This is a genomic window from Desulfatitalea alkaliphila, assembly GCF_022968795.1.
GTDB lineage: Bacteria > Desulfobacterota > Desulfobacteria > Desulfobacterales > Desulfosarcinaceae > Desulfatitalea > Desulfatitalea alkaliphila.
Genome location: NZ_JALJRB010000018.1, coordinates 67,719 through 80,769 on the forward strand (window position 1 = coordinate 67,719; position 13,051 = coordinate 80,769).

11 protein-coding genes are annotated in these 13,051 nt (G+C 61.1%); 7 read left to right on the forward strand and 4 right to left on the reverse strand.

Annotated elements, in window-relative coordinates; all coding sequences use genetic code 11:
• The first annotated feature begins 158 nt into the window (after window positions 1–158).
• Genes MRX98_RS14980 through MRX98_RS14990 form a run of 3 tightly spaced genes read left to right on the forward strand, consistent with a single transcriptional unit; the run spans window position 159 to window position 1,759 of the window.
• Window positions 159–782, forward strand: a complete 624-nt coding sequence (locus MRX98_RS14980) for an RNA polymerase sigma factor (protein ID WP_246911213.1) — start codon at window positions 159–161, stop codon at window positions 780–782.
• Complete coding sequence (locus MRX98_RS14985) at window positions 779–1,318, forward strand: anti-sigma factor (protein ID WP_246911214.1); 540 nt, start codon at window positions 779–781, stop codon at window positions 1,316–1,318. Before MRX98_RS14980 ends, MRX98_RS14985 begins: the two co-directional genes overlap by 4 nt.
• A 12-nt stretch (window positions 1,319–1,330) precedes the next feature.
• A complete protein-coding gene (locus tag MRX98_RS14990) occupies window positions 1,331–1,759 on the forward strand; it encodes a periplasmic heavy metal sensor (protein ID WP_246911230.1) in 429 nt (142 codons plus the stop codon).
• A gap of 439 nt (window positions 1,760–2,198) precedes the next feature.
• On the opposite strand, the gene MRX98_RS14995 is transcribed toward MRX98_RS14990, so the two are convergent.
• Genes MRX98_RS14995 through lepA form a run of 3 tightly spaced genes read right to left on the reverse strand, consistent with a single transcriptional unit; the run spans window position 2,199 to window position 5,852 of the window.
• Window positions 2,199–2,723 (reverse strand): 3-isopropylmalate dehydratase small subunit, encoded by a 525-nt coding sequence (locus MRX98_RS14995; protein ID WP_246911233.1) that lies wholly within the window; start codon window positions 2,721–2,723, stop codon window positions 2,199–2,201.
• An 11-nt stretch (window positions 2,724–2,734) separates the two neighbouring features.
• On the reverse strand, window positions 2,735–4,036 hold the full coding sequence (locus MRX98_RS15000; RefSeq protein WP_246911244.1) for a 3-isopropylmalate dehydratase large subunit: 1,302 nt from the start codon (window positions 4,034–4,036) through the stop codon (window positions 2,735–2,737).
• Between the two features lie 19 nt (window positions 4,037–4,055).
• Window positions 4,056–5,852, reverse strand: a complete 1,797-nt coding sequence (gene lepA / locus MRX98_RS15005) for a translation elongation factor 4 (protein WP_246911376.1) — start codon at window positions 5,850–5,852, stop codon at window positions 4,056–4,058.
• Window positions 5,853–5,991: 139 nt separating this feature from the next.
• On the opposite strand from lepA, the gene MRX98_RS15010 reads away from it, so the two are divergent.
• The 3 genes from MRX98_RS15010 (at window position 5,992) to MRX98_RS15020 (ending at window position 9,058) form a co-directional block, all read left to right on the forward strand.
• The gene (locus MRX98_RS15010) at window positions 5,992–6,933 is read left to right on the forward strand and encodes a GGDEF domain-containing response regulator (RefSeq protein ID WP_246911247.1); all 942 of its coding nucleotides are present in this window, start codon (window positions 5,992–5,994) and stop codon (window positions 6,931–6,933) included.
• Window positions 6,934–7,019: 86 nt separating this feature from the next.
• Entirely contained in the window at window positions 7,020–8,060 is a 1,041-nt protein-coding gene (locus MRX98_RS15015) for a DUF6599 family protein (protein WP_246911250.1), read from the forward strand.
• A complete protein-coding gene (locus MRX98_RS15020; protein ID WP_246911253.1) occupies window positions 8,057–9,058 on the forward strand; it encodes a DUF362 domain-containing protein in 1,002 nt (333 codons plus the stop codon). Before MRX98_RS15015 ends, MRX98_RS15020 begins: the two co-directional genes overlap by 4 nt.
• Window positions 9,059–9,123: 65 nt before the next feature.
• Here the strand turns inward: MRX98_RS15020 and MRX98_RS15025 are convergent, their stop codons facing one another.
• The gene (locus MRX98_RS15025; protein ID WP_246911270.1) at window positions 9,124–10,668 is read right to left on the reverse strand and encodes a spermidine synthase; all 1,545 of its coding nucleotides are present in this window, start codon (window positions 10,666–10,668) and stop codon (window positions 9,124–9,126) included.
• A 315-nt stretch (window positions 10,669–10,983) separates the two neighbouring features.
• On the opposite strand from MRX98_RS15025, the gene MRX98_RS15030 reads away from it, so the two are divergent.
• On the forward strand, window positions 10,984–12,915 hold the full coding sequence (locus MRX98_RS15030) for a 4Fe-4S binding protein (protein ID WP_246911272.1): 1,932 nt from the start codon (window positions 10,984–10,986) through the stop codon (window positions 12,913–12,915).
• Window positions 12,916–13,051 lie beyond the last annotated feature (136 nt).

Consider the following 13,051-nt stretch of genomic DNA (forward strand, 5'->3'; position numbering starts at 1 on the left):
CCGCCGCTCGTCATATAAAACGAAGTCGTCGCGAAGGGTGCCATCGGAAGGTTTACACTGTGGATCCGGCTCCCCCGAACTTGACAAATGCGCCTTATTACCGGAAAAGGTGACTCCAGGTATCTTCAGGTGATGAACAGCCAAGGCGGATATGCGGGATGGGCCGGACGGACGCAGCGGACAACAAGGGCGCCAACAAGGACGGGTTCGATCCCGCGCCGCTGGTGATGCAGGCCCGCAACGGGGATCGGCAGGCGTTTCACCGCTTGGTGGATCATTACCAGCCGCAGATCTTGCGCATGATCCACTACCGGACAAGATCCCGGATGGATGCGGAGGATCTGACCCAGGATGTGTTCTTGAGGGCTTACAAACACATCGGCCGGCTCGAAGCGCCCGCCCTGTTCCGCAGTTGGCTCTATCGGATCGCCCTCAATCGGGTCCGGGACCACCATCGTTCGCAGCGGGTCAAGTCGCTGATCGGTTTTGTCTCCACGGCCTCGGACGATTTCAGGGAAACCGAAGCCACGGCGGATGCGCCCGAGGCGCCGGAGCGGCTGGAAGCGCATGCTTTCCGGGAACGCATGGCGCAACTGATGGAAAGTCTGTCACGCAAGGAAAAAGAAGCGTTCATGCTGCGTTTCTTCGACGAACTGAGCATCAAGGAAATGACCGCCGCCATGGGTAAGAACGAGAGTACCGTCAAAACCCACCTCTACCGCGCCTTGCGCAAGGTGAAAGCGGCGGCGGGGGATGGAGAGGCGTTTTGGGAGGTCCCATGAAAAATATGAAACCGGAAGATACCCATCTGAACCACGAAGAGTTGCTCCTGGCAGTGGTCGACCGTGCCGACCTGCCGCCGGTCCGGCGGCAACATCTGGAACAGTGTGCCCGGTGTCACCAGGCATTGGCGGACGCCGAGGCGGGATTGGCCCGCATGGGGCGCCGTGCCCGGGAACTGGCGCCGGCGCCCGGCCGACCCTTTCGATTGCCCGCATCCGTGGGCAGGGAAAGGGGGCGCCGCTGGATCCCGCTGTGGCTAACGGCGGCGGCAGCGGTCTGCGCGCTGTTCATCGCTGTTTGGGGACCCTCCTGGTGGGCCCGGCAAACCTTGCCCGAAGGGCCGACCGTGGCGGCCGTCGACGACGAACAATTCTTTCAGGTCGTGGATCAATTGGTGGCCAATGCGTTGCCGGCCTCCTACCAGGGGTTGGCCTCCCCGGGTGCGCCTGCTGTGCCCGTGGACCTGGATGCGGCGGATGATTTTTTCGATTGGGTGGTGCCCGCCATCGATGATGATGAGGACCTGTTGACGTAAGAGGGGGATGCAATGTTCAAACGATTGTGCGCATTGACGATGGTATTGGCCATGGTACTGGGTGTCGCCGGCACGGTGCCGGCCCAGGACAGCGCCCGGGGCCTGTGGTGGCGTTCGGCGGACACCGCAGCCGCCCTGGCGTTGACCGACAAAGAGATCCAACAGTTGGATCGCGCCTTCGAAAAAGCGCGCTTGAAAATGATCGACGCCAAGAGCCGCGTGGAAGCCGAACAGGCTAAATTGCAGGCCCTGCTCGAAAGGCGCGACCTGGACGAGGCGGCCGTCAACGCGCAGCACAAGCAACTGGAACAGGCCCGCACCGCCCTGGCCAACGACCGCCTGGCCTTCCTCATGGAAGTCCGCAAAATCATCGGTCACGACCGCTTCCAAAAGCTAAAAGAAATGCGCGAAGCCTCCCCCCGAAAACGCCCCCGACGCTAGACCGGACGAGTTTGAGGAAGAGATAGTTTTAAGTTTTAAGTTTTAAGTTGAAGGAATGCTATCGATTATAGTTGGTTAGGGTGGTCTCAGGGGGGGCTGCAAAGGTGCTGTGCTCAAACAGTGCGGTTTGAACATCCTGCGCCCACCCCATATCGGTCCCTAAGCGCTTGCACGCATCACAGCATCCCCCGCCTCCCTGCGGGCACAGACAATAATGGTTCAATAGGATGTGCTGACGAAGGAAGCGCATCAAAGCCCTGTTGAACGTTTATTGGTTTCCATACGCTTGTTGAGCGCAACCGGCCGGAAATTAGGGCACTGCGCCGGCACCCCAACAAACCCAACCATATCTAACCGCCAGAATTCCTTCAACTTAAAACTTAAAACTTAAAACTTTAAACTGCCCTATCGGGCCCGCCAGGGCCCAATAGGGCTATGGCTAATATCGTGCATCCGCATACTCCACCCAGCCGCCGGCCTGCACCAGGGCGCGGTCGAAGTCGGAGACGGTGAAGGGGATGGTTTCGCTGTCGCCTTCGCTGTGGAAGGTGAGGCGGCCGGCATCGAAGTCGGTTTCCAGGTGGGTGGGTTTGCCGGCGAATCGGCTGAAGAGGCGGTCGATTTCGGCCTCGGGCAGCTCGATGGCCAGCATGCCGCAGTTGAACATGTTCTGGCGGAAGATGCGGGCGAAGCCGGCGGCGATGACCACCGTGATGCCGTTGACTTCCAGCGCCCACGGCGCGTGTTCGCGGGAGGAGCCGCAGCCGAAATTGGCGCGGCTGACGACGGCCCGTTTACCGGCGATGTCGGTGGCGGCATCGAACTCTTCCAGGCTCAGATCCTCCAACAAGTGGGGCGCCAGTGCCTCTTTGCTGATTTCGGTCAGGTAGCGCGCGGGTATGATCTCGTCGGTATTGATGTCGGAACGGTCCAGAAAGAGGACCTCGCCGTTGAAATCTTTCATGACCCCTCCTGTTAGTTGCTTCCTTCGGTCGTCTTGAAGAGCGGTGATTGGGCGATGGCGCCGGCAATGGCGCTGGCGGCTGCCGTGGCCGGGCTCATCAGGTGCACCATGCCGCCCTTGCCCATGCGGCCGTTGAAGTTGCGGTTGGTGGTGGCGGCGCACACCTCCCCGTCGGCCAGCACCCCGTTGCTCATTCCCAGGCAGGCGCCGCAGGTGGGGTTGGTGACGCAGAAACCGGCCGCCATGAACGTGGCGATGATCCCTTCGGCCAGGGCCTGCTTGAAGATGTCGGGCGTTGCCGGCGAGACGATGCCGCGCACATTGGGATCGATCTGCTTGCCTTCGAGCACCTTGGCGGCCACCCGCAGATCGTCGATGCGGCCGTTGGTGCAGGAGCCGATGTACACCTGGTCGATGGGGGTGCCGGCCATTTCGGTCACCGGTTTGACGTTGTCCGGCTTGTAGCCGAAGGTGACCTGGGGCGCCAGCTCGGAAATGTCGTGATCGATCACCTGGTCGTAGACCGCATCCGGGTCGGGGGCGAATCGGGTGTACTCCGCCAGGGCCGCCTCGGGCGATTCGAATTCATCCTGGATGAAAGGCCACAGGTAGCCCACGGTGGTGCGGTCGGGCGGGCAGATGCCGCAGGTGGCGCCGGCCTCGATGGCCATGTTGCACAGCGTCATGCGTTCTTCCATGGTCATGGCGGTTACGGCGGGCCCTTCGAACTGGATCACCTTGTTGGTGGCGCCGTTGACCCCGATGCGGCCGATGATGGAAAGGATCACATCCTTGGCGTAGACGCCGGCCGGCAGGCTACCGTGGATGTTGAGCTTCAGGGTGGCCGGCGCCCGGAAGGCGCACACCCCTTTTAAAATGCCCACCTCCAGGTCGGTGGTGCCCACGCCGGCGGCGAAGGCACCGAAGGCGCCGTGGGTGCAGGTGTGGGAGTCGCCCATGATGACGGTGTAACCGGGGCGCACGAAGCCCTTTTCGGGAAACAGGGCGTGGCACACGCCGTTGCGGCCGATATCGAAAAAGTCCTTGATGCCGTGGCGGCGGGCCCACTGCCGCAGGATCTTGCCCTGGGCGGCGGTCTTGCCGTCCTTGGCCGGTGTCACGTGGTCGATGACCGCCTTGATCTTGGCGGGGTCGAACACCCGGTCCTTGCCCCGGGCCACCAGGTCGTTGATGGCCACCGGGGTGGTGATCTCATGGCAGAAGACCGCATCCAGGCGCAGCACCCAGGTGTCCGGCGTGGGTCGATCCACCGCGTGGGCCTCGAAAATTTTTTCGGCAATGGTCTTGCCCATATCGCTACCTCGCTGTTTGCTATTCACTATCGCTCTTGAGCACCGCCAGAAAGGCACTCTGGGGCAGCATCACCTTGCCCACCATCTTCATCCGTTTTTTACCCTTTTTCTGTTTTTCTAGAAGCTTGCGTTTGCGCGTGATATCGCCGCCGTAACACTTGGCGGTCACGTCCTTGCGAAAGGCGTTGACGGTGGAACGGGCAATGATTTTGCCGCCGATGGTGCCTTGAATGGCGATTTTGAATTGTTGGCGGGGGATCTCCTCGGCCAGTTTGTCGCAGGCCACCCGGGCGCGGGAGTAGGCGCGATCTTCGTGGACCAGCTGGGAAAGGGCATCCACCCGCTCGCCGTTGATCAGGATGTCCAGTTTGGCCAGCTTGCCGGGCCGGTATTCGATGATTTCGTAGTCGAAGGAGCCGTAGCCCTGGGTGACCGTCTTGAGGCGGTCGTAGAAATCGTAGATCACCTCGGACAGGGGCAGTTCGAAGATCATTTCCAGCCGGTTGCTGGTCAGATACTGGTAGTTTTTGTTGATGCCGCGCCGGTCGAGGGCCAGTTTCATCACCGCCCCCATGTAGCGGTCCGGCACGATGATGCTGGCGCGAATGTACGGCTCCAGGGATTGTTGGATGGTGGTGGGATCGGGGTAGAGCACCGGGTTGTCGATCATCATCTCTTCGCCGTCGTTGAGGATCAGCTTGTAACCGACCGAGGGCACCGTCAGGATGATGGATTGGTCGTACTCGCGCTCCAACCGTTCCTGGACCACATCCAGGTGCAGCAGCCCCAGAAATCCGCAGCGGTAGCCGAAGCCCAGGGCCGCCGACGTGTCCTTTTCGTAGATCAGGGAGGCGTCGTTGAGTTTGAGTTTTTCCAGGGCGACGGTCAACTCCTCGTAGGTGTCGGCCGCCACCGGGTAGATGGAGGCGAACACCACCGGCTGGGCCTCCCGAAAACCGGGCAGGGGTTGCGGGCAGGGGTTGGCGTGCAGGGTGATGGTGTCGCCGCAGCGGGTGTCGCTGACCGTCTTGATGCCGGCGATCAGATAGCCCACTTCGCCGGCGGCTATTGCGCGCTGGGGTTTGCGCACGATTTGGAACAGGCCCACCTCCTCCACCTTGTAGGTGTAGCCATTGGACAGGAACCGGATCCGGTCCCCAGGCTTGATGGCGCCCTGAAACACCCGGAAGTGCACGATGGTGCCCCGGAACGGGTCGTAGTGGGAATCGAAGATCAGGGCCTGCAGCGGGGCATCGGCATCCCCCTTGGGCGGCGGCAGGCGGTGCACGATGGCCTCCATCGCCTCGGCGATGCCGGTGCCCTCCTTGGCCGACACCAGCAGCGCCCCTTCCGGATCGAGCCCCAGGTCTTCCTTGATTTGCTGTTTGACCCGTTCGATGTCCGCCGAGGGCAGATCGATCTTGTTGATCACCGGAATGATTTCCAGGTCGTGTTCCATGGCCAGCATCAGGTTGGCCAGGGTCTGGGCCTCCACGCCTTGGCTGGCATCGATGAGCAACAGGGCCCCTTCGCAGGAAGCCAGGGCGCGGGATACCTCGTAGGAAAAATCCACATGGCCGGGGGTGTCGATCAGGTTGAGGGTGTACGCCTGGCCGTCGGCGGCCACATAGGGTAAGCAGACGGTCTGGCTTTTGATGGTGATGCCCCGTTCCCGCTCGATGTCCATGTTGTCGAGGATCTGGTCCTTGAAATCGCGGTCGGCGACGATGTGGGCCGTCTGGATCAGGCGGTCCGATAAAGTGGACTTGCCATGGTCGATGTGGGCGATGATGCTGAAATTACGGATACGTTTCATGGCCTTCAGAGACAGCGGATCCACAAGGGCGCCTTGCCAAAAGGCGATTGACTTCCCCCCGTCAACCCGCTATTATTCGATAATTGGTTAAATTTGCTTTAGTATCAAATCGTTTTGAGACATGTCAACCGATAAAGCTATGAATAACGGGGAATCCGAAGCCGTAATGGATGCGCACATCCTCATTGTGGATGACGACAGCGCTATCCGCACGGCCATGCAGGAATTCGTCGAGATGTCCGGTTTCACCTGCCAGACCGCGGCCAGCGCCGAGGCGGCACTCGATCTGCTGCGCGACGGCTGTTTCGACGTGGTGATCACCGACATCATGCTGCCCGGCATGGACGGCCTGGATTTGACCGATCGCATCAAGAACAACCACAATATCGATGTGATCGTCATGACCGGCTACAGCGGCGACTACTCCTATGAGGAGGCGGTCAGCAAGGGGGCCAGCGATTTCGTCTTCAAGCCGGTGCGCTTCGAAGAGCTGCTGTTGCGGCTGCGGCGGGTGCTCAAGGAGCGGCGCCTGACCCAGGAGCGCATCGACATGCTCGAGAAGCTCAAGCGCCTCTCCATCACCGACGGCTTGACCCAGCTTTACAACTCCCGTTACTTTTACAACCAGCTCAAGCTGGAAATTGATCGCACCACCCGCTACCAACGCCCCTTGAGCCTCTTGTTGATGGATATCGACCACTTTAAAGACTACAACGACAATTACGGACATCTGGAAGGGGACAGAGTGCTCGTGCGGCTGGGGCAGGTGATCCGCAGCTGTTTGCGTAAAATGGATTCGGCCTATCGTTACGGTGGCGAGGAGTTCACCGTCATTTTGCCCGAAACCGAAGGAGGCGAGGCGGCCACCGTGGCCGAGCGCATCCGAGCCGCCGTGCAGGCGGACCGATATCATCCCAAAGGGGATGACCAGCCCATCTCCATCACCATCAGCATCGGGGTCACCGAATACCATCGCCCCGAGGAGATCGCCCTGTTCGTCCAGCGGGCCGACAGAGCGATGTACCAATCCAAACAGGCCGGCCGCAATCGGGTTTCCTGTCTTTTCACCACCAAAGACTAAGTGACCGTTGCAGGCAACATCCTTCGCTGACCGTGCAACGGGCATCGCAAAAAAGGTTTGCCACCCCAACAGATCCCCGGACGAGCATGATGCAACCGCTTACCCACCCAACCTCCCGCAACCAACGGCAGGGGCCCACCCGCCGGGAGACCCTGTTGAGTTTCGGCATTCTGTGTGTTCTTGTGCTGATCGCCCTGGCCATGTTCGCCGCCCAGGCGCGTTACGATGCCGGTGCGTGGCGTGCCCTGTCCCACGAAACGGATCGTGCCGACGCGCCGGACCTTCCTTCCGACCGGGTGGAAGCCCTGGAACAGTCGTCCCGGGTGGCCGGCATGACACCCATGTCGCCGCCGGAACACTTCGGCGCCGAGACCCTTTCGGACAAGATCGACGGCAAGGCCGAACTCTATCTGCCTTCCGGGTTTGAGCACCTGGAGAGCCGCCGCCTGGCCATGGCCGACGATCCCGGCCGCTGGGCCGAACGGTTCGTCTACGACATGGGCGGCAGCTCCGGCGCCTTTGCCGTTTACAGCCAGCAGCGGCGCGAAGGGGCGCAACCCATGGAAATCACGCCCCATGGCTACCGCTCGGCCAATGGTATCTTCTTGGTCCAGGGTCCCTTTTACGTGGAGATCATCGGCTCCGACACCTCCGCGAGATTGATGGATAAAATGGTCGCTATGGCCGAAGCCTTTGTGGCGGCCCATCCCGCCACCGCCACCGCGGCGGCCGAGCCGGACCTGTTGCCGGCAGCCGATCGTCTGCCCGATTCGATTACCCTGACGGCTGCCAACGCCTTCGGTTTTGAAGGCTTCGACCAGGTGTACGCCGCCCGTTACCAGTGGAACGGCCGCACGGCCATGGCCTACCTGTCCCGTCGGGCGTCGGCCGAGGAGGCCGAATCCCTGGCCGATGCCTACATCGCCTTTCTGCAGGAGTTCGGCGGCCAAATCGTGGCGCCGCCGCCGGATGCGCCGCCCGTGCGCATCGTCGAAATGTTCGATCTGGTGCAGTTGATTTTCACCCATAACGAGTGGCTGGCCGGGGTGCACGAAGCCGAAACCTTGGCCGACGGGCTCCTGTTGGCCGAACGACTCCATCGCAATCTGAGCGAGGCGGCGCCATGAACCGCCCGTCCGAGCACAACAACACACTGCAAGACCGGCGCGCTTTTCTGCGACGCCTGGCATGCAGCGCTCTGGGCATTGTAGGGGCAGGGGCGTTGGGCCTGGCCTTCTGGGACCGCCAAGGGCCGCTGCCCGAGGCCGCTCGGGCCCTGGCCGCACCGATTCCTGACTTTTCCCTGCCCGAGCAGGCCGGCAAAGTAGCGCTGGTGCGGGGCATCTCCGACCGCATCCGCGGCGTGGAACTCGCCTTTCAAGCCCTGGGCGGCCTGGAAGGGTTCATCCGGCCCGGCGACCATGTGCTGCTCAAGGTCAATGCCGCCTTCGCCCTGCCGCCCGCCCTGTGCGCCACCACCCACCCCGATCTGGTGACGCGGGTGAGCCAACTCTGTTTGCAGGCCGGTGCGGACCGGGTGTGGGTGACCGACAATCCCATCAACGACCCGGCCAGCTGCTTCGCCCTCACGGGCATCGATGCCGCCGCCCGCGCCGCCGGCGCCCGCGTACTGCTGCCCACCGAGGACCGCTTCGCCCCCTACACCGTACCCGGCGCCGACCTGATTCGCCACTGGCCCACCCTGACCGCGCCGCTGCAACGCGTCAACAAGGTGATCGGCCTGGCCCCGGTCAAGGACCACCACCGCAGCGGCGCCTCCATGACCCTCAAAAACTGGTACGGACTGCTCGGCGGCCGGCGCAACATCTTCCACCAGCAAATCCACACCATCATCACCGAACTGGCCATGATGATCAAACCGACACTGGTGATCCTGGACGGCACCATGAGCATGATGCACAACGGCCCCACCGGCGGCTCTTTGGACGACCTCAAACCCACCTACACCCTCATCGCCGGCACCGACGGTGTAGCGGTAGACGCCATGGGCGCCGAACTGCTCGAGCGCACCCTGGACCACTTACCCCATTTGCGGATGGCGGAGGAGAAGGGGGTGGGGACGGTGGATTACGAAAGCTTGAAGCCGGAGGTTGTAACGATATAACGCAGTTTAAAGTTGGAGGTTTAAAGTTTAAAGCAAGGAAATGATATCATTATTATAAAAGAGGGTCACAACCGTAGCTGCCGCAACACCATGGAATCAATCAGGGGTTCAACCGGGGCCACTTGATCGGTGAAGATCACATCCGACGGTTCAAGGGGTTTGAGCCCGGCGTGAAAGACTTCCATGGCGCTTGGGATGATCTCGGTGTCATCGGTGACCAGGGCATCAAAGTTTTGTTGTACATTTTCGTGGCGGGTCGGCTTTACCGTGGCAACGATAATGGTATTGTCGCCGCGGGCGTCAATGGTATAGATGGACGGAAACACCCGCATGAGCGTTGCGACCATGGCATTTACCAGCCGGCGGTCGCGTCCGGGCCGGTAAACGTTGATCGCTATGCTGCCGCTCTCATTCAGCTTGCTCTTGACCTCCTCGAAATACTCGACGGTTGTCAAATGCCAGGGAATGTAGGGAGGCTTGTAGGCATCGATGACCACCACATCATAACCGCCCGCGAGTTTGTTCAGTTTGTAGCGGCCATCGCCCACGTGCACGTTGAGTTCGGGCTCATTCATGTCGAAGTATTTGCGCCCCACATCCACAATCTTGGGGTCCAGTTCAATGCCGTCAAAACGCATCTCGCCATAAACCCGGGTCATCAGCTTGGCAATCGTACCGGCGCCCAGTCCGACAATGGCCACATTCTGGACAGGATGATTCTGAAAGTCTTCCGGGTGGGCGAAAAGCGGGGCGATGGTCAAGGTCCTGTAAACGGAAGTTTGGGGCGGCAGGCTCCCATCGTCGCAGTAAAAGGAATGGATCGCCGCACCTTCATTGAGAAATAGATAGTAGCAGGATCGATTTTTAATCACCTCTATGTAATTGTAGGGGGATTCGGTTTCAAAAACCTGGCCCGGGGTCTGCTTGATCCCTCCCGGCGTCCATGCCACCACAAAGGGAATCAGCAACAAACAGGCGACAGCGGCGGCCGCTTTCGGCCTTACACTTTCAGCTTCTTGCCAAATGCCGATCAGCCCGACGACCAGTAGTACCGCTCCGAAGATCACTGCGGTTATGCGCGATCCGGCGACAGGAATGATCCACAATACCGGCAGGTAGGTGCCCAAAAGGCTGCCCCAGGTGGAGATTGCATAAATTCTGCCGCTGATGCGGCCGGCGTGTTCAACGTCCGGTACGCCCAGGCGGATGGCAAAAGGAGAGATGCAACCGAGCAAGGTTACCGGCACCGCAATGGCCATGAACACACCCGCAAAAGAGCCGATGATGGCGCCTGCGTTAAATTGCGTCAGGGTCAGGGTGGTGGTCCGCAAAATCAGGCTGGTCAATAACAGGAAAAAAATGCTGCTGAAACCTGCCGCGGTGATCAGCCCGTAAAACAACAGGGGCCGTGGATATCGGTCGGCAAGCCAGCCACCGATGAAATAGCCCATGGTTAAAAATAACAATGTCAGGCCGATGACGTTGGCCCAGACGATGTTTGAGGTGCCGTAAACGGTTTGGAGCATCCTGCTGGCGGTGAATTCCACCGCCAAAACGGTCATGCCGCACAAAAAGACGCTGAGAAACAGATACTTGCGGTTCTTTACCATAGGAGCTCCTATTTTAATTCAACAACACATCTACCATGCAGATGAGAATATCCTCATACCTGTAGCCTATGCCGTTACGCTCATCAATGGGAGACTTCCTAATAATTGCAGGATGAAAACCCTACTTTAGCAGAATGGAGGTCAATGCCGCATAATCTAAGGGTGTTCGGCAGCGACCAATGGCGTGAAGTTCATATTTGCTGTGTATTCAATATGGCCGGTTGCTCCTCGCACAAGCCGTGTGGTATTTATGCAAAATCGGGTTGACGCCAAATTAACTATTAATCCTTCTGCTTAAGACTTATAGCTGCCCCCATGTCTATTCTAACGGCCCGTCGCATCACTCAACTGTTCTTTTTCGCTCTCTTTCTCTGGTTTTGCATCGTCACGACCTTGGGAGAGCGGTGGTGGCAGTTGCGGGGGTGGCCGGTCAACTGGTTGCTGGAGCTCAATCCTTTGACCGGGTTGGGGGTGTTGTTGGCCACGCGGACGGTTTATGCCGGTCTGTTGTGGGGGGTGGTCACCATTGCCCTGACATTGGTGCTGGGTCGGTTTTTTTGTGGCTGGGTATGCCCCTTCGGGGCCTTGCAGCAAGCGGTGGGGTATCTGGGTAAACGGGGGTTGAACCGGGCGCGCAAGATCGCCCGCAACCGGCCCCATCCGGCCCAGCGGATCAAATATTGGCTGCTGCTGTTCATGTTGGCCGCGGCGGCCGCCGGCATGCTGCGGTGGGTGTTGGAGAGCGCCCGCCACGGCGGTTGGTGGTTCTGGGCCCTTTTGGTGGCCCTGCCGGCGGTGTTGGCGCTGCTGGCCGCTTTGCGGGTGGTTCGGCTGCGGCGGGACGCGGCGTGGGCGGCCGGCGGGGCCTTGGCGTTGGGCTTGTTGCTGGAGTGGCTGCTGCCGCGTGGCGGCTGGCTGGTGCCTTCGCTGCAGACAGGGTTGCTGGATCCCATCGCCCTGGTGCATCGTTCGGTGAACCTGGTGCTGTTGCCGCTGGCCGACGGCCCACTGAAGGTGACCGCAGCCTTGCCCCGTGTCTATCCCGGGGCCGCCCTGATCGGGATGTTCTTTCTGCTCTTTACCCTGTTGAGCCTGCGGGTGCCCCGTTTCTACTGCCGTTTCATCTGCCCCTTGGGCGCCCTGTTCGGTTTGCTCGCCCGCTGGAGTGTCTGGCGCATCGGCAAAGGGCAGACCCCCTGCACCGATTGCCGGCGTTGCGAGGCCGATTGCGAGGGAGCCTGCACCCCCACCGAGGCCTTGATTACGAGCGAGTGCGTGTTGTGCCTCAACTGTTTGGACGCGTGCCGCCACGGCATCATGGGATACCGGTTGCAGACCTCGGCGGCCGGCGAACAGTTATTGCCCGATTTGCAGCGGCGGCAGGTGGTGACGGCCATCGCCACGGGATTGGTGGCGGCGCCGTTGCTGCGGCTGGACGGGATGGCCGGCGCCGATTGGAATCCGGCCGTCATCCGCCCTCCGGGCGCCCTGGACGAGGCGGCATTTTTGGCCCGTTGCATCAAGTGCGGCCAGTGCATGCGGGTGTGTCCCACCAACGTGGTGCACCCGGCCACCTTGCAAAGCGGCCTGGAGGGGCTGTGGACCCCCATGCTCAATTTCCGTGTCGGCACCAGCGGTTGTCAGTTCAACTGCGTGGCCTGCAGCCGGGTCTGTCCCACGGCGGCCCTGCGCCCGATCAGCGTGGCGGAGCGCATGGGGACCGGCGCCTATGCCGAGGAAGGGCCGTTGCGCATCGGGATGGCCTTCGTGGACCATGGCCGCTGTCTGCCCTGGGCCATGGACACCCCCTGCATCGTTTGCCAGGAGAACTGCCCGGTCAGCCCCAAGGCCATCTTCACCCGCGATGTCCTGCAACCGGTGCGCGACGGCGCCTTCGCGCTGCATGCCGTGAACGGCGACCGTCTATCGGCGGCGGATGCCGACTGGGTGCCGGGACGATTTGCCACTGGGGACTATTTTTGCAGGGTGGATCAGATGGCGCCGCGGCCCATCGTCGCCAATACGGAACGCTCACTGACCCTGGGCGATCCGGCGGCTTGGCCGCAACACCCCGCGGCGGGTCGCAGCGCCGAGATCCTGGTGCGCCTGCAACAACCCTATGTGGATCCTCACCGGTGCATCGGTTGCGGGGTGTGTGAGCACGAATGTCCGGTGCAGGGCCGCCGCGCCATTCGCGTGACCGCGGAAAACGAGTCGCGCAACAGGGCCCACCGTTTGACCACATAGCCGATAGGGCCGGGGCCGGGCGCGTCGACCATCGCGGTGCGGCACCGTATTTATGCCCACGACCGTTTGGAAATGATGTAGGATGGAACAAAAAACGTAGGGGTGGCAACTCCGATGGCCGACCATTGGGGGGCAC